At 64.6% G+C, this 21,628-nt stretch carries 20 protein-coding genes and 1 tRNA gene; 8 read left to right on the forward strand and 13 right to left on the reverse strand.

Going from position 1 to position 21,628, the window contains the following annotated elements:
- Positions 1-175: 175 nt before the first annotated feature.
- Positions 176-979: an IclR family transcriptional regulator domain-containing protein gene (locus BLR29_RS03845; RefSeq protein WP_092134710.1), complete on the forward strand. Its 804-nt coding sequence runs from the start codon at positions 176-178 to the stop codon at positions 977-979.
- 248 nt (positions 980-1,227) lie between these two features.
- On the opposite strand, the gene BLR29_RS03850 is transcribed toward BLR29_RS03845, so the two are convergent.
- Complete coding sequence (locus tag BLR29_RS03850; protein WP_092134711.1) at positions 1,228-1,836, reverse strand: glutathione S-transferase family protein; 609 nt, start codon at positions 1,834-1,836, stop codon at positions 1,228-1,230.
- Positions 1,837-2,003: 167 nt separating this feature from the next.
- Here BLR29_RS03850 and BLR29_RS03855 point away from each other — a divergent pair, with 167 nt between their 5' ends.
- The 5 genes from BLR29_RS03855 (at position 2,004) to BLR29_RS03875 (ending at position 6,792) form a co-directional block, all read left to right on the forward strand.
- Positions 2,004-2,462 carry an Lrp/AsnC family transcriptional regulator gene (locus tag BLR29_RS03855; RefSeq protein ID WP_092134713.1) on the forward strand — a complete coding sequence of 153 codons (459 nt, stop codon included), beginning with the start codon at positions 2,004-2,006 and terminating at the stop codon, positions 2,460-2,462.
- 202 nt (positions 2,463-2,664) lie between these two features.
- On the forward strand, positions 2,665-3,654 hold the full coding sequence (locus BLR29_RS03860; RefSeq protein ID WP_092135440.1) for a 2-keto-3-deoxygluconate permease: 990 nt from the start codon (positions 2,665-2,667) through the stop codon (positions 3,652-3,654).
- Entirely contained in the window at positions 3,651-4,886 is a 1,236-nt protein-coding gene (locus BLR29_RS03865; protein ID WP_092134714.1) for a four-carbon acid sugar kinase family protein, read from the forward strand. Before BLR29_RS03860 ends, BLR29_RS03865 begins: the two co-directional genes overlap by 4 nt.
- 65 nt (positions 4,887-4,951) lie before the next feature.
- Positions 4,952-5,953: a 4-hydroxythreonine-4-phosphate dehydrogenase PdxA gene (pdxA, locus tag BLR29_RS03870; RefSeq protein ID WP_092134716.1), complete on the forward strand. Its 1,002-nt coding sequence runs from the start codon at positions 4,952-4,954 to the stop codon at positions 5,951-5,953.
- A gap of 62 nt (positions 5,954-6,015) precedes the next feature.
- Positions 6,016-6,792 (forward strand): DeoR/GlpR family DNA-binding transcription regulator, encoded by a 777-nt coding sequence (locus tag BLR29_RS03875; RefSeq protein ID WP_092134718.1) that lies wholly within the window; start codon positions 6,016-6,018, stop codon positions 6,790-6,792.
- A 116-nt stretch (positions 6,793-6,908) separates the two neighbouring features.
- Here BLR29_RS03875 and BLR29_RS03880 read toward each other — a convergent pair whose 3' ends face one another.
- The 4 genes from BLR29_RS03880 to rpoD form a co-directional block, all read right to left on the reverse strand.
- Entirely contained in the window at positions 6,909-7,775 is an 867-nt protein-coding gene (locus BLR29_RS03880) for a class II glutamine amidotransferase (RefSeq protein ID WP_092134719.1), read from the reverse strand.
- 324 nt (positions 7,776-8,099) lie between these two features.
- Positions 8,100-8,498: a hypothetical protein gene (locus tag BLR29_RS03885; protein WP_092134721.1), complete on the reverse strand. Its 399-nt coding sequence runs from the start codon at positions 8,496-8,498 to the stop codon at positions 8,100-8,102.
- A 344-nt stretch (positions 8,499-8,842) separates the two neighbouring features.
- Positions 8,843-8,921: transfer RNA gene (locus BLR29_RS03890), tRNA-Ile, on the reverse strand.
- Positions 8,922-8,931: 10 nt separating this feature from the next.
- On the reverse strand, positions 8,932-11,208 hold the full coding sequence (rpoD, locus tag BLR29_RS03895) for an RNA polymerase sigma factor RpoD (protein WP_092134723.1): 2,277 nt from the start codon (positions 11,206-11,208) through the stop codon (positions 8,932-8,934).
- On the opposite strand from rpoD, the gene BLR29_RS03900 reads away from it, so the two are divergent.
- Complete coding sequence (locus tag BLR29_RS03900) at positions 11,198-11,608, forward strand: hypothetical protein (protein ID WP_255371078.1); 411 nt, start codon at positions 11,198-11,200, stop codon at positions 11,606-11,608. The two genes, rpoD and BLR29_RS03900, sit on opposite strands and share 11 nt — an antisense overlap.
- 81 nt (positions 11,609-11,689) lie before the next feature.
- On the opposite strand, the gene dnaG is transcribed toward BLR29_RS03900, so the two are convergent.
- The 4 genes from dnaG to BLR29_RS03920 form a co-directional block, all read right to left on the reverse strand.
- A complete protein-coding gene (gene dnaG, locus BLR29_RS03905) occupies positions 11,690-13,531 on the reverse strand; it encodes a DNA primase (protein WP_092134726.1) in 1,842 nt (613 codons plus the stop codon).
- A gap of 247 nt (positions 13,532-13,778) precedes the next feature.
- Positions 13,779-14,228: a GatB/YqeY domain-containing protein gene (locus tag BLR29_RS03910; protein WP_092134727.1), complete on the reverse strand. Its 450-nt coding sequence runs from the start codon at positions 14,226-14,228 to the stop codon at positions 13,779-13,781.
- Positions 14,229-14,352: 124 nt separating this feature from the next.
- Complete coding sequence (rpsU, locus tag BLR29_RS03915; protein ID WP_092134729.1) at positions 14,353-14,565, reverse strand: 30S ribosomal protein S21; 213 nt, start codon at positions 14,563-14,565, stop codon at positions 14,353-14,355.
- Between the two features lie 122 nt (positions 14,566-14,687).
- On the reverse strand, positions 14,688-15,929 hold the full coding sequence (locus tag BLR29_RS03920) for a BaiN/RdsA family NAD(P)/FAD-dependent oxidoreductase (protein ID WP_092134731.1): 1,242 nt from the start codon (positions 15,927-15,929) through the stop codon (positions 14,688-14,690).
- Positions 15,930-16,079: 150 nt separating this feature from the next.
- Between BLR29_RS03920 and tsaD the strand changes: the two genes are divergently transcribed.
- A complete protein-coding gene (tsaD, locus tag BLR29_RS03925; RefSeq protein WP_092134732.1) occupies positions 16,080-17,108 on the forward strand; it encodes a tRNA (adenosine(37)-N6)-threonylcarbamoyltransferase complex transferase subunit TsaD in 1,029 nt (342 codons plus the stop codon).
- A 221-nt stretch (positions 17,109-17,329) separates the two neighbouring features.
- Here the strand turns inward: tsaD and folE2 are convergent, their stop codons facing one another.
- The 4 genes from folE2 to BLR29_RS03945 form a co-directional block, all read right to left on the reverse strand.
- Positions 17,330-18,157, reverse strand: coding sequence for a GTP cyclohydrolase FolE2 (gene folE2 / locus BLR29_RS03930; RefSeq protein WP_092134734.1), 828 nt, complete (start codon positions 18,155-18,157; stop codon positions 17,330-17,332).
- A gap of 321 nt (positions 18,158-18,478) precedes the next feature.
- Positions 18,479-20,395 (reverse strand): 1-deoxy-D-xylulose-5-phosphate synthase, encoded by a 1,917-nt coding sequence (dxs, locus tag BLR29_RS03935; protein WP_092134735.1) that lies wholly within the window; start codon positions 20,393-20,395, stop codon positions 18,479-18,481.
- A gap of 45 nt (positions 20,396-20,440) precedes the next feature.
- Positions 20,441-21,325: a polyprenyl synthetase family protein gene (locus tag BLR29_RS03940; protein ID WP_092134737.1), complete on the reverse strand. Its 885-nt coding sequence runs from the start codon at positions 21,323-21,325 to the stop codon at positions 20,441-20,443.
- On the reverse strand, positions 21,322-21,624 hold the full coding sequence (locus tag BLR29_RS03945) for an exodeoxyribonuclease VII small subunit (RefSeq protein ID WP_092134738.1): 303 nt from the start codon (positions 21,622-21,624) through the stop codon (positions 21,322-21,324). Before BLR29_RS03945 ends, BLR29_RS03940 begins: the two co-directional genes overlap by 4 nt.
- Positions 21,625-21,628 lie beyond the last annotated feature (4 nt).

Genomic DNA, 21,628 nt, shown 5'->3' on the forward strand with positions numbered 1-21,628 from the left:
GAACATTTGTTCGCAAAACGCCTATCATACGGATCGACCGCCCGGACGCAAGTCCGGTCTGACCCGCAGAAGGCCCTTAAGCTGAACGCTCGGTTCGATGCCGGTTCGACCCCGGTACAACTCAATTCGACCGCCCGACGCCATCGATATGGCTGTCTCGACACGCCGATCCGCCATGCCGCGCACCGACACCCCGCCCGCAGACCTCCCCGACACGCCCAGGAAAGAGGAACTGCTCGATTCCCTGACGAAGGGGCTGGCCCTGCTGCGCCTCTACGCGAGCGGCGTGGAGCGGCTGACGATGCAAGAGGTGGCCGATCAGCTCGATGTGACGCGCGCCGCTGCACGCCGGCTGCTGCTGACGCTGGAGCACAACGGCTACCTCGCGCAGGAAGGCCGGCAATTCGCGCTGACCCCCAAGGTGATGGACCTGGGCTACGCGTACTTCGCCTCGATGAACCTGCCGCAACTGGCCCGGCCATACCTCCAGGCACTATGCGCGGAGGTGAACGAAAGCTGCTCGATCGGCATGCTCGACCGGGATTCCGTGGTGCTGGTGGCGCGCGAGGAACCCAGCCAGATGCTCCGCGTGGACATGGCCATCGGCCGCAGGATGCCAGCCTATGCGCATTCGCTGGGCCGGGTGTTGCTGGCCGGACTGGACGATGGCGCCCGCGCCACCTACCTGGCTGGCGCGGAGCTCAGGAAACTCACGCCGTTCACGATCAGTTCCCGACCGGCGCTGGCGCGCAAGCTGGAGCAGGTCAGGGCCGAAGGGTTCTGCACGCTGATCAGTGAACTGGTTGACGGATTCGCCGGCATCTCGGTGCCGCTGCGCGACCAGGACGGCAAGACCGTGGCGGGGCTCGGTCTGAGCATGGTGCTGGGGAGCCGCGACCAGGCCTACCTGGAGCGGCACTATCTGCCACCGCTGCGCCGTGCCGCCGCAAGCATCGAGGCAATCCTGAAGGCGCGCTGACGGGACTCGGCCCCTCACAATCGCAATCGCAATGGCGCTCGCAGTCGCAATCACACTTCGCGTGCAGGTATCGGCCGGCACTGCGCCGGCGACTCAAAAAGGAAAAAGCCCCGCAGGCCGGGGAAGGTCGCGGGGCTGAAGTGGTAGCGGGGCAAGGATCCTGTCACCCCGGGCATATCTTGCAAGAACCGTCTTACCCCCACATCACCCGAATGTGGGGCATTTGGTGGGGTATCGCACGCTAACAATCATGCGTGCGGAAATGCCGTGAAGACCGGAAAGCGCTCGATGGCCGCCGCAAATGCCGCCAGCGCGGGATGCTGATCCGCGACAATCCTTCCGGGCAGCAAGGCCTGCGTGAAGGTCCAGACCACGGCAGTCGTGAGGTCCGCCTGATTCAGCGCGGCCGCATCGGCGGGCACTCTCGTGGCGGCGATTTCCTGCTCCAGCAGCGCGTAAGCACGGGCCAGCTGGCCATCGACGCGATCCACCCACGGCTGGTGCACCTTCTCCGGTGGACGCAGGTTGTGCTCGTAGACGTCCTGCACAGCCTTTTCGCAGGCTGCCAGCGCAAGCCCCAGAATGCGTAGCGCCCGCTGGCGCGCGTCAATTGTGGCTGGCATCAGGCTGCGCCCGGCCAGCGTCTCCGCATAGTCGATGATCAGCGTGGAATCCATCAGCACGACACCGTTCTCGCAAACGAGCGATGGCGCCTTCACGACCGGATTGATCGAACGGAACTGATCAAAGGTGCGGAACACCGACACCGACTCATGCGAAAACGGCAAGTCCAGCAGCTTCAGCGTGATCGCCGCGCGGCGCACGTATGGGGAATCCAGCATGCCAATCAGTCTCATCTTGTGCGCTCCTGAGTGAGGTGTTCGGGAACATCCGATATCGCATATGATCCTTCGCGCATGTCTGAAAGCCAACGGGCGGTCATCGGAAATTGCCTGTCGGCACCGATGATTCATCGGCGCGCGGCAATGCGCAAGCAGGGCAGCCGGCAGAACGAGAGGGGCGGATGAAACTGGACAAGAAGGACCGACTGATCATCGAGGCGTTGCAGACGGATGCGCGCCAGAGCCTGGCGGCTATCGGCAAGCGCATCGGCCTGTCCCAACCGGCCATGAGCGAACGTGTGCGAAAACTGGAAGACGCCGGCGTCATCGAAGGCTACGGCGCACGCATCAACTTGCGCGCGCTGGGGATCGGGCTGGAAGCCATCATTCACGTGGAAACCGACCACGCCGGCATCCGCAAATACGTCAGGCTGTTCGAGGAGATGCCGGAGGTCCTGGGGGCCGATCGCGTCACCGGCCAGTACTGCTTCATCGTGCGCTGCGCGATTCCGCAACCGTCCGATCTCGAACGCGTGGTGGACACCCTGGCCGCGCACGGGGCGGTAACCACCGCGCTCGTCTTGTCGAGCCCGGTCAGGAAGACGGTGACGATCGGCGCGGCGAAGGGCGCCGAGCGCTGAGCCGCCGACGCTGCCCCATTCGGCAATTGCGGCAACTGGAGCGGCTTCGGCATCATTTTTTGCCCGATTCAATCATTTTTATGACCGAACTGGTCAAAATTAACGAGTTGTCCTACACTTCGCCCCACGAATGATCGAATCGATCATTCGCCTGCTCAAAAAACCCACAGGTTGCCGCACCCACACGCGGCAGGAGACGAAGATGCAGATTCATATCAAGCGCGCCATCGAGCGCGTACCGGGCGGCATGATGATCGTGCCGCTGCTGATCGGTTCGCTGGTGGCCACGTTCGCGCCCGAGGGCCCCAAGTTCTTCGGGTCGTTCACCAACGCCCTCTTCACCGGCGCCCTGCCGGTCCTCGCGGTCTTCTACGTCTGCATGGGCGCCAGCATCAACATCAAGGCCACGCCGTACATCGTCAAGAAAGGCGGCGTACTGTTTGCCACCAAGGTGGGCACGGCGATGCTGCTGGGTGTGATCCTGGGCCACTTCCTCGGTGAAGCGCCGATCAGCGCCGGCATGTTCGCCGGCCTGTCCACGCTGGCCGTGGTGGCCGCGATGAACGACACCAACGGCGGCCTCTACATGGCGCTGATGGGCCAGTACGGCAAGCCGGAAGACGTGGGCGCGTACAGCATCATGTCGCTGGAGTCCGGCCCGTTCCTGACGATGATCACGCTGGGCGTGGCCGGCCTCTCCGCCTTTCCGTGGCCGACGCTGGTCGGGAGTATCCTGCCGCTGCTACTGGGCATGTTGCTGGGCAACCTGGACCGCGAGATGCGCGACTTCCTGAGCAAGGCCGTTCCCGTGATGATCCCCTTCTTCGCGCTGGCACTGGGCGCCGGCCTGGACCTGCACAAGGTGTGGCAGGCCGGCATGCTGGGCCTGGGCCTCGGCATTGGCGTGGTCGTGATCACCGGCTTCGCGCTGTACATCGCCGACCGTCTGAGCGGCGGCACAGGTGTGGCGGGCGTGGCGGCGGCCAGTACCGCCGGCAATGCCGCGGCGGTGCCGACACTGGTGGCCGCGGCCAACCCGGCCTACTCTGAAGCCGCCAAGAGCGCAACGATCCTGGTGGCCGCCTGCGTGGTCGTCACCGCCGTGCTGACCCCGCTGGTCACCGCCTGGGTGGCACGCCGCGTAGCCAGCAAGACCGACGCCGCGATGGCAAGAAACGGGACCACGGCATGAGCTGGCTGATCATCGCCGATGACCTGTCCGGCGCCGCCGACTGCGCCATTGGCTTTGCCGCCCATGGTGCCCACACGGTCGTGACGTTGGAGGCGACGGCCTCGGCCGACATCGCCGATGCCGATGTCGTGGCCGCCGACGTCGACAGCCGCCGCATGACCCCGCGGGACGCCGCGGCGCGCAATCTCGACGCCTGGCATCGCAGCCACGGTGCCGGCCGGCGCCTGTACAAGAAGATCGATTCGACGCTGCGCGGCAACTGGGCCGCGGAGACTGGCGCGTTGCAGCCGCTGGCCGGACTGGCGATTGTCGCCCCCGCCTTTCCGGCGACGGGGCGCACCACGCGCAACGGTTGCATGCTGATCAACGGGCAGCCGCTCGAGGGCTCCGACATCTGGCAGCTGGAAGGCCTGACCGGGCGCGCCGACATGGTCGCGCTGCTGGCTGCGCAAGGGCTGCGCGCCGCGCTGGTGCCGCTGGATATGGTCCGTGCCGGCGCATCCGCCGTGCAAGCGATGCTGACCACGTTCGTGGGACAAGGCGTGCAGGCAGTTGTCTGCGACGCCGACATCGAACAGGATCTGATGACGCTGGCCGAGGCCTCCACACGCATCGAAGCACCCGCCTTCTGGGTCGGCTCCGGTGGCCTCGCCCGGGCGCTGTCGGCGCTATCGACAAGTGCGGCGGTTGCGCCGGTGGAGAGCGACAAAGCTGCCGCAGCGCTCCATCACGAAGGCCCGGTGCTGACGCTCGTCGGCAGCCTGTCAGGTGTATCGGGCCGGCAGGCCGCCTGCCTGTGCGAACGGGGCCGCATCGCATCGCTGGTAGTCCCACCGCAGGCGCTGCGCGATGGCCCCGGCCACGCTGGCTGGGACGTCGCCCAGCAATCGGTTGCGGAATGCCTGCTTGCCGGGCGCGACCTGCTCGTCAGCATCGGCCGCGATGACGCGTTCGACCCCGCCGAGGGTCCGCACCTCTCCGCCGCACTGGCGCAACTGGTACTGCCTTACTTCGATCGCGTCGGGGGCCTGATCGCCACCGGCGGCGAAACCGCGCGGGCGATGCTCGCCGCGGCCGGCATCACCGCCCTGACGTTGCGGCGCGAGATCGAGCCGGGCGTGCCCCTGTCCATCACCCACGACACGCCTGCACGACGCGTGGCCACCAAGGCCGGCGCATTCGGCACGGACGCGGCGCTGTGGCTGGCGTGGCAAGCCATGCGGCAAGACTGAATTTCCAGCGCCGTTGTTCATGAAGACGGCGCGCAGTGACAACACCCGAAACGGGACACAGACAAATGAACGACTACCTTCCAGTCATCGGCATCACCATGGGTGACGCCACGGGCATCGGTCCCGAAGTCATCGTCAAGAGCCTGGCGCATGAAACGGTCTACGCGCAATGCCGCCCGCTCGTGATTGGCGACGCCCGCCGGCTGGAGCACGCGGGCAAGCTCGTGCAATCGGCGTTGAAGGTGCGTGCCATTCAGTCGCCCGATGAAGCCCGCTTCGAACCCGGCACGATCGACTGCATCGACCTCGGCCTGATCCCCGAAGACCTGCCTTTTGGCAAGCTCTCCGCCGTGGCGGGAGACGCCGCATTCCGCTACATCGAACGCGCAGTGGCGCTGACGCGTGACGAGAAGATCGATGCGATCTGCACCGCGCCGCTGAACAAGGAAGCCCTGCACGCGGGCGGCCACAAGTTCCCGGGCCACACCGAGATGCTCGCGCATCTGACCGGCACGCCGGAGGTGTCGATGATGCTGGTGGCTCCCAAGCTGCGCGTGATCCACGTGACGACGCACATCGGCCTGATGGACGCCATCCGCAAGATCGAACCGGGCCTCGTGCAGCGCACGATCGAGCGCGGCCAGGTAACGCTGCAGCGCGCTGGCATCGCCGCGCCGCGCATCGGCGTGTGCGGCATCAACCCGCACGCTGGCGAGAATGGCCTGTTCGGCCAGGGCGAGGAAGAGCAGAAGATCATCCCGGCGGTGGAAGCGCTGCGCGCCCGCGGCTGGGACGTGGAAGGCCCGCTGCCCGCCGACACGCTGTTCTATCGCGCCGGGCGTGGCGACTTCGACCTCGTCGTGGCGATGTATCACGACCAGGGTCACGGCCCGGTCAAGGTGCTGGGTCTGGAAGCCGGCGTGAACATTACAGTGGGCCTGCCGGTGATCCGCACGTCCGTCGACCATGGCACCGCGTTCGATATCGCCGGCAAGGGTATCGCCGACGAACGCAGTCTGCTGGAAGCACTGCGCCAGGGCGCGGAACTGGCGACGCGCCGCGCCTGATACCGCCACCGCTGCTGTAAGATCGGGGATCGTTTTCGATCCCCTTTTCATTTGCCCCTGACATGAAAGCCGCCGACCGCCGCCGCGCCATTCTCGAACTCGTGTTGTCGGGCGAGGACGCCAATGTCGAACGGCTGACCGGTAGCCTGGGCGTGTCCGAGGCCACCGTGCGGCGCGACCTGACCGCCCTCGCCCGCGAAGGCCGCATCGTTCGGACCTATGGCGGCGCGGCGGCACTGATGCAGGTGGGCGGCCACGAACCCGAAGCCTCGCTCGAGGAGCGCAAGGTCCTGCAGCGCGAGCAGAAGGAAGCCATCGCCCGGATGGCAGCATCCTTTGTACAGGATGGCGACGCGGTGCTGCTGGACAGCGGCACCACCGCCACCGCCCTCGCCCGCCTGCTGGCCGCGCGCGAGGATCTTCATGTCTACACCACCAACCTGCTGGCCGTAACGGCACTCGTCGGCCTGCCCAAGATCCGCGTCACGCTGATCGGCGGCGACGTACGTCCGTCGAGCATGGGCACCTTTGGTCCGCTGGCGCAGGTGGCGCTGTCGCGCATCAGCGTCGACAAGGCATTCCTCGGCGCCGACGGTGTGGTCGCCGGCGTGGGCCTCTGCGAAGCCAGCGCGGAGCAAGCCTACCTGAAGGAATGCATCATCCGGCAGGCTGCCGATATCTTCGTGCTGGTGGATTCGACCAAGCTGGGCCGCGCGCGGCAGCAACACTGGACGCCGTTGGAGCGAGCCTGGACGCTGGTGACGGATGCCAGCGCCACCGTCGCGCAACTCGAGCCGTTCCGGGGGTTGAAGCAGGTGAAGGTGGCCGTGGCCGATTGATGGCTGATGGCTGATGGCTGATGGCTGATGGCTGATGGCTGGCGCGAGCCTGCCGGGTTACGCGACATTGGTTCGCGTCGGCATCGGCATTCGCTTTTTCCCTCGCTCCAGGACGACTAGGACTGCTGGAGCGATGGCAGCAGTGAGGGACTCGGCAACCGTGGCGAGAAGCGCTTGTGATCGATCTCCCCACCCCGGGCAACCAGGATGGTCGCTTCGGGAATCTCCTCCCACACCCCCTGCACTTCAATCAGCGGTTCGGAAAGAACCAGGAAAGCGTCGTCGCCGGCGGCGATGATGCGCGGGTCCTCTGGATAGAGTGCGCGCAATTGCCGGAACGAAGTGCTATGGAACAGCGTCCGCGAGTCCGTCTCGCTTGAATAACGCACCGCGACGATCTGCTGCCCGTCCGTGACGCAGACGGTCATGTTGAGCGGAAATTGCACGTCGTGCCGATGCCCGACATCCTCGATCAGGCCGGCCATCTGCTCCAACGCGCCGCATGGGTCGCGCTCCAGGCCAAAAGTCAGGGCCAGGAAGAACATCACCTCGGAATCGGTCGACCCCTCTATCCAGCGGAACAGATGCGGCGCCACCGCCATCATCAAGTCGCGGCGAATGACGGGGTAATCGCGAATCAGCCCATTGTGGACAAACAGCCAGCGACCGAAGCGAAACGGATGGCAATTGGTCTCCTGGGTTGGGGTGCCCGTTGCCGCCCGCACATGGGCAACGAACAGCGGCGCCCTCACGGCCCGGGCGGCTTCGCGAAGGTTGGTATCGCTCCAGGCTGGATGGAGACAACGATAGCGAAAAGGCACCTCCGAGTGACGACCATACCAACCGACGCCGAATCCGTCGCCATTGGTGGTGGTATGGCCGAGCCGCGAATTCAGGCTTTGGTCGATCAGCGAGTGTTCCGGCTGGAACAGCACCGTTTCCAGCGGAACGGATTTGCCCGAGTAGGCCAGCCAGCGGCACATGATGCTTTTCCTCCACATGTCTTGCGCGGACGCATCCCATGCAAATCGGTCCGACGCAACAGGTGACGCCGGAGATTCACCGAACGCGGCTCTCCAGGCGGAGTCGTATCGGCTTCGCCATTTTGGTCGCGCCCGCATTGACGTGCGCGTCGCGCTACAAATAAACCGTAGCCCAAAGATCGCTCGGGTGCAGGGGAAATGTCCAGGTTCGGTGGAAAGACGGACTTGGCGACTACGGACCCAAGGCGACTTCTTCCGCTGGCCCTCGCTGGAGCAGTTTTCCCAGGCGGCTCGACATTACGCTGGAGCCTGACCGTCCGCCAACTATTGGCCTTGGGCAAGGCCCAGCTGGCGCGCCTTTTCCGCCAGGATGGTGGCTTCCCTTTTTGCGTTGGCCTCTTGCAGAGTTACCAACGCAGCTTGCCGCTTTATAAGCGCTTCCATCTGCGCCAAGTTGTCATCGCCCCGCTTGAATTGCTCATCACTGCGCTTCCACGCTTGATCTCGCAACGCAAGGTCCTTCTTATAGTCGGCATCCTGCTCCGCAGCCTTGCGCTGCGCTTCCTCCTGCGCCTTTTGTCGCGACGCTACCTGCTGAGCTTTAGTGCGCTCCTCCTTCGCCTCTTGCATTTTCATGATCGGAATGGACAAGAGCACTACCGTGATAGTGAAAACAACCGAGAATGCAAACGACTTGAGCAGGAAACGAATCGCAGCGTTCATTGTGGATATTCAGTGTGAGTGGCTTTGATACGGGCACATGGTCCGACCCGCATTCTTGTCAGCAGACGAGCGATGCTTTGGGACGTTTGCGCGGATTCCCGCTGTTCTCACCCCAAATCATCAGTGACGCAGAGGCCGCTGCTTAAGTGTATTTTACAGCACCCCGCATGAGCTACTACGCCCATGTCTACATGCGGCCACATCTCACAGGTTTTCGACAAAGCGCCCGCAACGCTGCTAGTCCGTGCGAGCCATCAAAGCAATTCAATTGCTTACGACGTTTACTCCGACCACAAATGAACAAGGGGTTACAACGAATAATCGTTGTAACCCCTTGATTTCAATGGTGGGCCTCCCGTGAGTCGAACACGGCACCAACGGATTATGAGTCCGCTGCTCTAACCAGGCATGAGCTAGAGGCCCTTGGAAGGGCTTAGTTGCCTTCCAGGAAGCTCTTCAGCTTGTCGGAGCGGCTCGGGTGGCGCAGCTTGCGCAGTGCCTTGGCCTCGATCTGGCGAATCCGCTCACGCGTGACGTCGAACTGCTTGCCGACTTCTTCCAGCGTGTGGTCCGTGCTCATTTCGATACCGAAACGCATGCGCAGCACCTTCGCTTCGCGCGGCGTCAGGCTGTCCAGCACGTCCTTCACGACATCGCGCATCGAACCATGCAGCGCGGCTTCCGCCGGCGCCAGCGTGTTCGTGTCCTCGATGAAGTCGCCCAGATGCGAGTCGTCGTCGTCACCGATCGGCGTTTCCATGGAGATCGGCTCCTTCGCGATCTTCATGATCTTGCGGATCTTGTCCTCCGGCATCTCCATCTTCTCGGCCAGCGTTGCCGGATCCGGCTCGTTGCCGGTTTCCTGCAAGATCTGGCGCGAGATCCGGTTCATCTTGTTGATCGTTTCGATCATGTGCACCGGAATACGGATCGTGCGAGCCTGGTCGGCGATCGAACGCGTAATGGCCTGGCGAATCCACCACGTGGCATACGTGGAGAACTTGTAGCCGCGACGGTATTCGAACTTGTCCACCGCCTTCATCAGGCCGATATTGCCTTCCTGGATCAGGTCGAGGAACTGCAGGCCACGGTTCGTGTACTTCTTGGCGATCGAAATCACCAGACGCAGGTTGGCCTCGGTCATCTCGCGCTTGGCTTCGCGGGCGCGCTTCTCGCCTTCGGACATCTTGCGATTGACGTCCTTCAGCTCCTTCAGCGGCAGCACCACGCGGGCCTGCAGGTCGATCAGCTTCTGCTGCAGTTCGTGCACGGCCGGCACGTTACGCTCGACGATCGTGCTGTAGCCCTTGTTGTCAGCCACGATGGTCTGGATCCAGTCCAGGTTCGTCTCGTTGCCGGGGAAACGGGCCACGAAGTCGGAACGCGGCATGCCGCACTTGTCGACCACGATGTTCAGGATGGCGCGTTCCAGCTTGCGGACTTCGTCCACCTGACCACGCAGTGTGTCGCACAGGCGCTCGACATTGCGCGCGGTGAAGCGGATGCCCATCAGTTCGGCCTGGATGGCTTCCTGCGCCTTCACGTACGGCTTGGACTTGTAGCCTTCCTTCTCGAACGCACGACGCATCTTGTCGAACTGCTCGGCGATCACGCGGAATTTCTCCAGCGCGGACTGCTTCAGTTCTTCCAGTTGGCGTGCGGATGCCGCAGCGCCAGCGCCGGCTTCGTCTTCGTCTTCGTCTTCCTCGTCGCCTTCCTCGTCCGATTCGATGTCTTCATCGTCAGCCGCGGCAGCCGGGGCGGCCGCGGACTCTACAACCTCCGAGGCATTCGGGTCGATCAGGCCGTCGACGAATTCGTCGATCTTGATCTCGTCATTGGCCACACGCTCGGCGTGGGCCAGGATCTCGGAGATCGTGACCGGGCAAGCGGAAATGGCCATGACCATGTCCTTCAGGCCGGCTTCGATCCGCTTGGCAATCTCGATTTCGCCTTCGCGCGTGAGCAGTTCCACGGTACCCATTTCACGCATGTACATGCGGACCGGGTCAGTGGTACGGCCAAACTCGGAATCCACCGTGGACAGGGCGGCTTCCGCCTCTTCCTCGGCCTCTTCCTCGCTGGTGGCGGACGGCGCGTTGTCGTTGAGCAGCAGCGTCTCGGCGTCCGGAGCTTGCTCGTAGACGGCGATGCCGATGTCGTTCAGCGTGGCGACCAGCGTGTCGATCGTTTCCGAATCGACCATGTCGTCCGGCAGGTGATCGTTGATTTCCGCGTAGGTCAGGTAACCGCGCGACTTGCCCAGCTTGATCAGCGCCTTGAGCTTCTGGCGGCGGACCTCGAGTTCCTCCTCGGTGCCCTGCTGGGTCGAGGCGAACTCCTTGAGCAGGGCCTTTTCCTTGGCCTTGCGGTCCTTGGCTTTCTGCTTTTCGGTCTTGGGCGCCGCGGCAGGGGTGGCCGCGGGAGCATCGTTTTCGTAAAACTCTTCAGTCACGTCTTCAGTAGTGCTGTCGTCTTGCTGCATCTCGGCCTTGGGCTTGCGGCCACGCTTCTTGGGCTCCGGCTTTACGGCCGGGGCAGCGGGACGCTCGGATGCAACGGGTGCGGGAGTCGCGGCACGGGCCTTCGGCGCCGCGGCGGCGGCGCCTGCCTTGGCGCCTCCATTCCGGGTGCCGGCCGTCGTTGCCGCACGCTTGCTCTCGACTTCGGTATTCTGCTGTTTCGCCACGGTGATACTCTTGCCTTTCACGGGTGCAGAAGCGGCAATCTTGCCGCTCGTATTGGCGCTCTCGCCGCTCTCGCGTGCCGAAGTCGAGGGCTTGGTAATTTTGGATGTGCGATTCCTGGCGGAAGTGGTCTCGGCGGGTGCTGATGCACCGCGCACGGACTTTGCTGGCGCAGACCGGGCTTGTGTCGTCCTGACTGACGCGGTCGATGTCTTCGCCGCCGTTGTTTTCACGGACGCCTTGCCGCTCCCTGATTGGGGAGCTTTGGAGGGCGCCTTCTCGGCTACCCTTTCGGTTGCTTTGGCCTTTGCCATTGGCACGCTCACTTTCGCCAGAACTGGAGAGAAAGATTTCGCAATCCAAACCGGGCATTGTAGCACGTCACCAACGCCCAGCTTCCTGTCAGGTGAGGTTTTCACCTGAAAAATCAAGGCTTAAGCTCGACACGCCCTAATCTGGAGCGTGTCTTGCGCCACGTGCAGGCCGCTCAAGCCGTATATCCGTTCACCCTTCATCCGCCGAACCGGGGCGCCAACCGAGCTGGCGCCGGCGCTGGACTTCCGCGACCAGCCAGCGCATGCGTGCCTTGCCCGCCTCATCGGCGATACCTGCCACAACGGCCGCCTGCAGGGTTTCCAGCTCGCGCTGCAGCGGATCTGCCAGTAACTTGTGGATGGCGCCGTCAAATTCCAGCGTTGCCGGCTCCTCTTCGATGTCTTCCTTCAACACCGCGGTTCGGGCGCCGGCATAGACCTCGGCATAGGGCGATTGCGCCAGCTGCTCGCTAAATGCCGCAAAGTTCACTTCGCCCTGTATACCATCACAAGCCTCCACCAGATGCACCAGCACCTCGGTTTCGGGCCGCTCGGCGTCCAGCAGCAGCGCGCGGGCGTCGGGCTCGAGCCGGCTTGCCAGGGCGGGGTAGCACATCAGCAACTGGATCACGCGCTGCTCCAGACCCGTCGGCGCCTGGCGGCGGGCACGGGGCCGTGGCTGGGCAAAGCGGCCGACACGCGACGAATCGCTACCCAGCCCGCAGACCACCTCTATTTCGGCAGGCGTCGTTCCCGTAGCATCGGCAAGTTCCCGCACAATCTGTAGCCGCAACCCGCCGGCGGGCATGGCCTGCAACAGCGGCTTGGCTTCGTATTGGGCGCGGGCGCGGCCCTCCGGCTGGCGCAGGTCCTGATCCTCCGTCACCACCTGCAGCAGGAATCGCGACAGCGGCATGGCCGTCTGGACCTGCCGCGCAAAGGCGTCCGTGCCCTCTTCCCGCACGTAGCTATCCGGATCGTGTTCGGCCGGCAGGAACAGGAAACGGATGGTCTTGTTGTCCGCGATATGAGGCAGGCAAGCCTCCAGCGCCCTGCGCGCGGCACGACGGCCGGCGGCGTCACCGTCGAACGAAAACACCACGGCATCGGTCTGGCGCATCAGCTTCTGGACGTGCACAGCCGTACAGGCGGTACCCAGCGTGGCCACCGCGTTGGCAAAGCCGAGCTGGGCCAGCGCCACCACATCCATGTAGCCTTCCACCACCAACACGTAGCCATTCTCGCGAATCGCGTGGCGAGCCTCGAACAGGCCGTAGAGCTCCGTTCCCTTACTGAAGAGCGGCGTTTCGGGCGAATTCAGGTATTTTGGCTCGCCCTGGCCCATCACGCGGCCGCCGAACCCGATCACATTCCCCTTGGTATTGCGGATCGGGAACATGATGCGATCGCGGAAGCGGTCATAACGCCGCGGCTTGCCGTCGGCATCGCGCTTGTCCGCGGATTCGATCAACAGCCCGCCTTCCACAAGCGGCGCGGCAATGGCGTCGTCGCGGTAGCTGCCGAACACGGCTTCCAGCCCCTGCCAGTCATCCGGGGCGTAGCCCAGGCCGAAGTGGGCGGCGATCTCGCCAGTCAGACCGCGGCCCTTCAGATACTGGATGGCCTGTGGCGCGCCGCGCAGTTGCTTGCGATAGAAATCAGTGGCGCGCGTCATGGCATCTGACAACGCGACGGATTTTGCCTGCTGCTCGGCGCGCTGTGCCGGTGGCAGCCGGTCGCGCTCCTCCGGCACCGACAGGCCGACGGACTGCGCCAGTTCCCGGACCGCATCCGGGTATGACTGCCCGGAATACTCCATCAGGAAACCGATGGCCGACCCATGGGCGCCGCAGCCAAAGCAGTGATAGAACTGCTTGGTGGGAGAAACCGTGAATGACGGCGATTTCTCGTTATGGAAGGGGCACAGCCCCATGAAGTTGGCGCCGCCCTTCTTCAGCTGCACATACTTGCCCACCACGTCGACAATGTCGACACGGTTGAGCAGGTCCTGAATAAAGGATTGCGGAATCACCCGACTGACCGTCCTGATGGCAAGGCCTGCCGGGCTCGCCGGCGGCCGCTTTTCTGGAATGCGTGACCGGAACGACGCCCGGTAGCTATCGAATCATTGTAGTGCAGATGCAACGCGCCGCCGGACATTGCCGACATTGACCGCCAAATCCCGTCAACCTGGCGGCAATTCCACGCATCGCACATGCTAACCGTGCTTATTTCTGACCTAAAGATCTTTTTACGACGCTGGTCTGACCAGCGGCATTCTACTTGGAGGTCAGGGCTGCCTTGACCAGGGCCGAGACCGCCGTCATGTCGGCACGACCGGCCAGGCGGGGCTTTACGATACCCATCACCTTGCCCATGTCCTGGGGGCCGGTGGCGCCGGATTCGGTGACTGCCTTCTGGACTTCGGCGGCAACCTCGGCATCCGACAACTGGGCCGGCATATAGGCGGTCAGCACCTCGACCTCGGCCTTTTCCTTGTCGGCCAGATCGTTGCGGCCGGCCTGCTCGAACTGCGAGATCGAATCCTTGCGCTGCTTGATCATCTTGTCGATCACAACCGTCACGGCGCTGTCATCCAGCTCCACACGCTCGTCGACCTCGCGTTGCTTGATGGCGGCCAGCAACAAGCGGATGGTGCCGAGGCGGTCGGCTTCACGGGCGCGCATGGCGGCCTTCATGTCGTCGTTGATGCGGGCTTTCAGGGACATGGCAGTTTTCCGAAAATTTGGGGTTACGCGCCGAACCGGCGTGCGGCCGCGACAAGTCAGACCATAACGCAAAAACCCGCCGGAGCCGTGCCCGCAGCGGGTTTCAAGCTGACTCGGGGTGCGGTCAGTACAGCTTCTTCGGCAGCATCTGGCTGCGAAGGTGCTTGTAGTGGCGTTTGACGGCGGCGTCGCGCTTGCGCTTGCGCTCCGCAGTCGGCTTCTCGTAAAACTCTCGCGCTCGCAGCTCGGTGATCAGCCCATTCTTCTCGATGGTGCGCTTGAAGCGTCGCATGGCGACTTCAAACGGTTCATTGTCTTTGAGGCGAATCGTAGTCATTTGGCCAAAAAGGAAGAAGAGGATGCCGGCGCCCTGCCAGCGTTTACGAGAGGTGCCGATTGTAGCGCAAGGCCTGTGACGCTGCACGCGCACGGCCGGCGCTCCGGGCCGCCGCGTGCTGACTACGCAACAGCCGTGGCACCGCGCGCGGCTTCCGCCACGGCTTCGCCAGCGGCCACGGCGGATGCCCAGGCCCACTGGAAGTTGTAGCCACCCAGCCAGCCGGTCACGTCGACCACTTCGCCGATGAAATAGAGGCCATCGACCTCACGCGCCATCATCGTGGTCGAAGACAGGCCCCGGGTATCCACGCCGCCCAGCGTGACCTCGGCCTTCTTGTAGCCTTCAGTCCCGGACGGCACCAGCTTCCAGCGGTTCAATGCCTCGCCGAGCTGGCGCAGCGGCTTGTCCGGCAGGTCGGCCACCGACTGCGCGCCAGGCAGACCGGCGGCCGCGCACCAGGCATCAGCCAGCCGGGACGGCAGGCGTTCCGCCAGCAGATTGGCGAGATGCTTGCGGCTGCCCTTCTTATGGGCGATCAGCCAGTCCGAGGCCTCTTCCCCGTCGAACAGGTCGATTTCGATCGGCGTGCCGGGCCGCCAGAAGCTGGAAATCTGCAGCACCGCCGGACCGGACAGGCCGCGGTGCGTCCAGAGCAGGTCTTCCTTGAAGGCGCCGGCGGTCTTGCCGCTGCCGGTGGCGATGTCCACTTCCATCGATACCCCGGCCAGAGGGACGAAAGGCTGCCAGGCCTGCCCATCGAATGTCAGCGGCACCAGGGCCGGCCGAGTGTCGACGATCTTGAGACCGAACTGGCGGGCGATGCGGTAGCCAAAGTCCGATGCGCCGATCTTCGGAATCGACAGGCCGCCGGTGGCCACCACCACGGCCCCGGCGCGAATCGTGCCCTGAGTGGTCAGCAGCAGGAAGTCATCGCCCTCGCGCCGGATCTCTTCAATGACGCAGCCGGTCTGCCAGTGCACGCCGCCCGATTCGCATTCGGCGCGCAGCAGGTTGATCACGGACTCCGCGCTGTCGTTGCAGAACAGCTGGCCGCGATGTTTCTCATGCCAGCCGATGTCATACCGGCGCATGAGCGACAGGAAGTCCTGTGGCGTGTAGCGCGCCAGCGCCGACCGGCAAAAGTGCGGATTGGACGACAGGTAGTTGGCCGGGCTGGCCTGCAGATTGGTGAAGTTGCAACGGCCGCCGCCCGAGATGCGAATTTTCTCGGCCAGCCGCGTGGCATGGTCGATCAACACCACGCGCGCGCCGCGCTGTCCGGCCACGGCGGCACACATCATGCCGGCCGCTCCCGCGCCCAGCACCGCCACATCGAACCGGTCTGTCCTGCTTTTTGTCATACCTGCCTTTTCAACGAAGCGCCGATTGTAGCGAAAAGCCGTGCGCCGGCCCTGCGGACAGCGTAGCCGGCGCTGGTGTGCTAACCTGCTGGCCTTCAGATTTTGCCGGCACGATCCCCGCAGATCGCCGCTGGCCGCTCCATTTTCTCCATGCTCGTCCTCGGTATCGAATCCTCCTGCGATGAAACCGGGCTGGCCCTCTATGACACCGAGGCCGGCCTGCTTGCGCACGCGTTGCACTCGCAAATCGCCATGCACCGCGACTACGGCGGCGTGGTACCCGAACTCGCCTCGCGCGACCACATTCGCCGCGTGCTGCCGTTGCTGCAGCAGGTGCTGGACGAAGCGCAGCGCACGCGCGATGACATCGACGCCATCGCCTACACCCAGGGCCCCGGCCTGGCCGGCGCGCTGCTGGTGGGCGCATCGGTGGCCAACGCACTGGGCTTCGCGCTCGATGTGCCGATGGTCGGCGTGCACCACCTGGAAGGTCACCTGCTCTCGCCGCTGCTGACCGATGCACCGCCGCCGTTTCCGTTCGTGGCGCTGCTGGTCTCCGGTGGCCATACCCAGTTGATGGAAGTGAAGGGCATCGGCGACTATCAGCTGCTGGGTGAAACGCTCGATGACGCCGCGGGTGAGGCCTTCGACAAGACCGCCAAGCTGCTCGGCCTCGGCTATCCGGGCGGGCCGGAAGTCTCGCGGCTGGCGGAGTTCGGCACGCCCGGTGCATTCACGTTGCCGCGTCCCATGCTGCATTCGGGCAATCTCGATTTCTCGTTCGCCGGACTGAAGACCGCCGTGCTGACGCAGACGCGCAAACTGGCCAACACCTGCGAGCAGGATCGCGCCAACCTGGCCCGGTCCTTTGTCGATGCCATCGTCGACGTGCTTGCAGCCAAGTCGTTTAACGCCCTCAAGCAGACCGGCCACAAGCGGCTGGTCGTGGCGGGTGGCGTGGGGGCCAACCGGCAGTTGCGCGAACGACTCGACGAGATGGGCAAGCGTCGCAAGGTGGAGGTGTTCTATCCCGATCTGGCCTTCTGCACCGACAACGGCGCGATGATCGCGTTCGCCGGTGCGATGCGACTCCAGGCCGCACCGCAACTGGCACGGCGCGGCTACGACTACGGCGTGACACCACGCTGGGACCTGGCCGACATCCGGCTGCCGGCATAAGCCTGTCGCCCATCGGGTGACAATGTATCGAAAACAGACCCCACGCCTCATCCGCGTGGGGTTTTGTTTTTTTGCCGCGTTCAATCCTGAAGCCGGGACGATGCAGGTCTGAGTTCCGGGGAGGCATCACGCGAGCCGCCGTCCAATGCAATCGGGGGCAGTCGCCGTGACTGCCCCCGATGGGTCCCACCTGTCCAACCTGTCGCCGCTGATGCTGGCTGTTACAGCGACGGCTCCGTCGCGCGCTTGTCGCGCTCGATCACCGCATAGGCGCTGTGGTTGTGAATCGACTCGAAGTTCTCCGCTTCCAGCGTGTACGCCACGATCCGATCGTCGGCATTCAGGCGCATGGCGATGTCGCGCACCAGATCTTCCACGAACTTCGGGTTCTCATAGGCACGCTCGGTGACGAACTTCTCGTCCGGCCGCTTGAGCAGGCCCCACAGTTCGCACGACGCTTCTTCCTCCGCCATGCGCACCAGCGTCTCCACGCTCATGTCGCCGCCGCGGTCGCCTGCCAGCTCCACCCGCATCGTGATGTGCGAGCGCTGGTTGTGCGCACCGTACTGCGAGATCTTCTTGGAGCACGGGCACAGGCTCGTCACCGGCACCAGCGCGGTCAGGAACACGCGCGTCTCGCCATCGCGTACTTCACCGGCCAGCGTCACCTCGTAGTCCATCAGCGATTGCACACCCGACACCGGCGCAGTCTTGGAGATGAAGTACGGGAACGTAACCTCGATGCGGCCGGCATCGGCTTCCAGCTTCAGCAGCATGCCGTCCAGCAGCGCGCGGAACGCGTCCAGGTCCAGCGGCGTCTGGTTTTCCTCCAGCAGGGCCACGAAGCGCGACATATGCGTGCCCTTCTGATCCGCCGGCAGGCGCACGTCCAGGTTGAACGTGCCGACCGTCGCCACTACGCCGGCCGGAGTCTTCAGCGTGAGCGGGTAGCGCACGCCCTTCACGCCCACGCGCTGGATCACGATCTGGCGGGTATCTGCGCTCGACTGGACGTCGGGCATGACAAAGGCGGGATTGATGTCATTCATCTACGGTTTCCTCCAGGACGTCGGCAGGGGGTGTCGGCCATCCTTACGGTCGCGGCGTTTTCGCAGGACTTATCCACGCCGCGCAACGAGTGTGAAACGACGGGTCCCGGCAATAAAGGGCCGGCCCGCAGCTGCGAACACGAAAAATGAAAGGGCGATTTTAGCGGGAATTGGATAACCCTGTCGCAATGCGGCCCAAATCCGCATGATCCGTGCGGATGCCCGCGAGCTGACGCGGCAGATCACCATTTCCAGGCCCCACAAAGCAAACCGGCGCGGGATTGCCGCGCCGGTCTGGCCTGGTTCAGCGGGACAGTGACGTCAGGCGACGCGCGTGGCCACCTTGACCGGTTGTGCCGCGATCGAAAAACGCTCGCGCACCGATTGCTCGATGCCGGCGGCGTCGAGCCCGCACTGCGACAGCAGGAAGGCGGGGTCGCCGTGGTCGATGAACTTGTCGGGAAGGCCAAGCACCAGCACGGGAATGTCGATGCCGGCTTCGGACAGCGCTTCCAGCACGGCACTGCCAGCGCCACCCATCACGCTGCCCTCTTCCACCGTGACCAGGTAGTCATGGCTGGCGGCAAGTTGCTTCACCAGCTCCACGTCCAGCGGCTTGACGAAGCGCATGTTGGCCACCGTGGCGTCCAGCGCCTCGGCCGCGCCCAGTGCCGGGTGCAGCATCGAACCGAAGGCCAGGAAGGCCGCGCGCTGGCCGGCGCGGGCATTGCCTTCGCGGCGCACTTCGCCCTTGCCCAACGGCAGCCCGGTCAGCTCGGTCTGCGTGGCCACGCCGACGCCTGCACCGCGCGGATAACGCACGGCCGTCGGGCAGTCCTGCTGGTACGCGGTGGTCAGCAACTGGCGGCATTCGTTTTCGTCCGCCGGCGTCATCACCATCATGTTGGGGATGCAGCGCAGGAAGGCGATGTCATACGCGCCCGCATGCGTGGCACCGTCGGCGCCAACCAGCCCGGCGCGGTCCAGCGCGAACACTACCGGCAGGTTCTGCAGCGCCACGTCATGGATCAGCTGGTCATAGCCGCGCTGCAGGAACGTGGAATAGATCGCCACGACCGGCTTCAGGCCTTCGCAGGCCAGGCCGCCGGCAAACGTCACGGCGTGTTGCTCGGCGATGCCGACGTCGTAATAGCGCTCCGGGAAACGCCGCTCGAACTCCACCATGCCCGAGCCCTCGCGCATGGCCGGCGTCACGCCGACCAGTCGCTTGTCTGCCGCGGCCATGTCGCACAGCCAGTCGCCAAACACTTGCGTGTAGGTCTTGCGCGACGGCTTGCCCGACGGGCGGATGCCCTCGGCCGGGTTGAACTTGCCCGGGCCGTGATAGAGGATCGGGTCGGCCTCGGCCAGCTTGTAGCCCTGGCCCTTCTTGGTCACCACGTGCAGGAACTGCGGGCCGTGGCCTTCCAGCGCGCGCTGGCGGATGTTCTGCAGCGTCGGCACCAGCGAATCGAGGTCATGGCCATCGATCGGACCGATGTAGTCGAATCCGAATTCCTCGAACAGCGTGGCCGGCACGACCATGCCCTTGGCATGTTCTTCCAGCCGCTTGGCAAACTCCAGCACCGGCGGCGCCACCGACAACACACGCTCGATACCCTTCTTGGTGGCCGCGTAGAACTGGCCGGACAGCAGGCGGGCCAAGTGGCGGTTCAGCATGCCCACCGGCGGCGAGATCGACATGTCGTTGTCGTTGAGCACCACCAGCAGCGGCAGGTCCTTGTAGACGCCCGCATTGTTCATGGCTTCGAAGGCCATGCCGGCGGTCATCGCGCCGTCGCCGATCACGGCGATGCCCACGCGCTTCTCGCCCTTGGTGCGCGCACCCAGCGCCATGCCCAGCGCGGCGGAGATCGACGTCGACGAATGCGCGGTGCCGAAGGTGTCGTACTCGCTTTCCGCGCGGCGCGGGAACCCCGAGATACCGCCGTACTGGCGCAGCGTGGACATGCGGTCGCGGCGGCCGGTCAGGATCTTGTGGGGATAGCTCTGGTGGCCCACGTCCCAGACCACGCGGTCAGCCGGCGTGTCGAAGACGTAGTGCAGCGCAATGGTCAGCTCCACCGTACCGAGGTTGGACGACAGGTGCCCGCCGGTCTGGGAGACCGATTCCAGCACATAGGCGCGGAGTTCTTCGGCCAGCGTATTGAGCTGGCGCCGATCCAGCTTGCGCAGGTCCGCGGGGTCGTCGATTTTATTGAGCAGCGTGTAGGTCATGGTGTCCGTTCGGCCGCCGGATTCTTTGCGTCCGGCTTTTTCAGTTCAGTTTGAGCGCAGCACGATCAGGTCGGCCAGTTCGGCCAGCCGGTGTGCCCGCGCGCCGAATCCCGCCAGCGCCTCGTGGGCGTCGGTGCGCAGCTGGGCGGCCAGTGCGCGTGCGGCATCCAGTCCCATCAGGGACACGTAGGTCGGCTTGTCATTGGCGGCATCCTTGCCGGCGGTCTTGCCGAGTGTCGCCGTATCCGCGGTGACGTCGAGAATATCGTCAACCACCTGGAACGCCAATCCCACGGCCGCAGCATAGCGGTCCAGCGCGGCCAGTCCAACCGAATCGACGTTTCCACACAACGCCCCCATGCGCACGCTCGCGCGCAACAGGGCGCCGGTCTTCATCCGGTGCATGGCCTCCAGCGCGTCGCGCGACATGGCCAGGCCCACGTTCTGCAGGTCAATGGCCTGGCCGCCGGCCATGCCGACCGAGCCCGATGCCACCGCCAGTTCCGCCACCAGCTTGAGTCGCGCCTCGGGGGCGACAGCCGGGGTCTGGGCCAGCAGGATGAACGCCTGTGTCTGCAGTGCGTCGCCCACCAGCAGTGCGGTGGCCTCGTCATAGGCCTTGTGGACCGTGGGACGCCCGCGGCGCAGGTCGTCGTCGTCCATGCAGGGCATGTCGTCGTGAACCAGCGAATAGGCGTGGATCATCTCCACGGCGCACGCGGCCGCATCGCAGGCCTCGGGTGTTGCACCAGCCACCTCGCCGGCCGCGTGGACCAGAAGCGGGCGAACCCGCTTGCCACCGCCGAGGACAGCATAGCGCATGGCTTCATGCAAGGTGTGTGGAATTGTGTCAGGGGACGGTAGTGCCGCGTCTAGGGCGGCCTCGGTCCGGGCGCCCTGCGCCCGCATCCAGGTAGCGAAATCGCTCATTCGAAATCTGCGCCGTTGCTGTTGTTATCTGTGCGTGACTCGCCAGCCAGTGGCTTGAGCGCGTCACCTTCCAGTACCTTGACCTGCTGCGCGACCCGCTCGAGGCTTTGCTGGCAATAGCGCACCAGTTCGGCGCCGCGGCGGTAGGCGGTGAGGGACGCCTCCAGCGGCAGTTCGCCACTCTCCATGCTCGCCACCAGCGTCTCCAGCTCGGCCATTGCGGCCTCGTAGGATGCCGGCGGCACGCTGGCTACCGGCGATTCTTCAGGCTGGACCGGGGCGGTCGTCGTTTTTGGCATGTCA

The organism is Cupriavidus sp. YR651, assembly GCF_900101625.1.
GTDB lineage: Bacteria > Pseudomonadota > Gammaproteobacteria > Burkholderiales > Burkholderiaceae > Cupriavidus.

What these genes read in the sequence shown, in the direction of transcription:
- BLR29_RS03875 (WP_092134718.1), top strand. Translation starts at nt 6,016, where the DNA reads ATGAAAGCCGCCGACCGCCGCCGCGCCATTCTCGAACTCGTGTTGTCG.
- BLR29_RS03860 (WP_092135440.1), top strand. Translation starts at nt 2,665, where the DNA reads ATGCAGATTCATATCAAGCGCGCCATCGAGCGCGTACCGGGCGGCATG.
- pdxA (WP_092134716.1), top strand. Translation starts at nt 4,952, where the DNA reads ATGAACGACTACCTTCCAGTCATCGGCATCACCATGGGTGACGCCACG.
- BLR29_RS03880 (WP_092134719.1), bottom strand. Translation starts at nt 7,775, where the DNA reads ATGTGCCGCTGGCTGGCCTACTCGGGCAAATCCGTTCCGCTGGAAACG.
- BLR29_RS03885 (WP_092134721.1), bottom strand. Translation starts at nt 8,498, where the DNA reads ATGAACGCTGCGATTCGTTTCCTGCTCAAGTCGTTTGCATTCTCGGTT.
- BLR29_RS03940 (WP_092134737.1), bottom strand. Translation starts at nt 21,325, where the DNA reads ATGAGCGATTTCGCTACCTGGATGCGGGCGCAGGGCGCCCGGACCGAG.
- folE2 (WP_092134734.1), bottom strand. Translation starts at nt 18,157, where the DNA reads ATGAATGACATCAATCCCGCCTTTGTCATGCCCGACGTCCAGTCGAGC.
- dxs (WP_092134735.1), bottom strand. Translation starts at nt 20,395, where the DNA reads ATGACCTACACGCTGCTCAATAAAATCGACGACCCCGCGGACCTGCGC.
- BLR29_RS03855 (WP_092134713.1), top strand. Translation starts at nt 2,004, where the DNA reads ATGAAACTGGACAAGAAGGACCGACTGATCATCGAGGCGTTGCAGACG.
- BLR29_RS03920 (WP_092134731.1), bottom strand. Translation starts at nt 15,929, where the DNA reads ATGACAAAAAGCAGGACAGACCGGTTCGATGTGGCGGTGCTGGGCGCG.
- rpsU (WP_092134729.1), bottom strand. Translation starts at nt 14,565, where the DNA reads ATGACTACGATTCGCCTCAAAGACAATGAACCGTTTGAAGTCGCCATG.
- BLR29_RS03845 (WP_092134710.1), top strand. Translation starts at nt 176, where the DNA reads ATGCCGCGCACCGACACCCCGCCCGCAGACCTCCCCGACACGCCCAGG.
- BLR29_RS03850 (WP_092134711.1), bottom strand. Translation starts at nt 1,836, where the DNA reads ATGAGACTGATTGGCATGCTGGATTCCCCATACGTGCGCCGCGCGGCG.
- BLR29_RS03910 (WP_092134727.1), bottom strand. Translation starts at nt 14,228, where the DNA reads ATGTCCCTGAAAGCCCGCATCAACGACGACATGAAGGCCGCCATGCGC.
- BLR29_RS03865 (WP_092134714.1), top strand. Translation starts at nt 3,651, where the DNA reads ATGAGCTGGCTGATCATCGCCGATGACCTGTCCGGCGCCGCCGACTGC.
- tsaD (WP_092134732.1), top strand. Translation starts at nt 16,080, where the DNA reads ATGCTCGTCCTCGGTATCGAATCCTCCTGCGATGAAACCGGGCTGGCC.
- BLR29_RS03945 (WP_092134738.1), bottom strand. Translation starts at nt 21,624, where the DNA reads ATGCCAAAAACGACGACCGCCCCGGTCCAGCCTGAAGAATCGCCGGTA.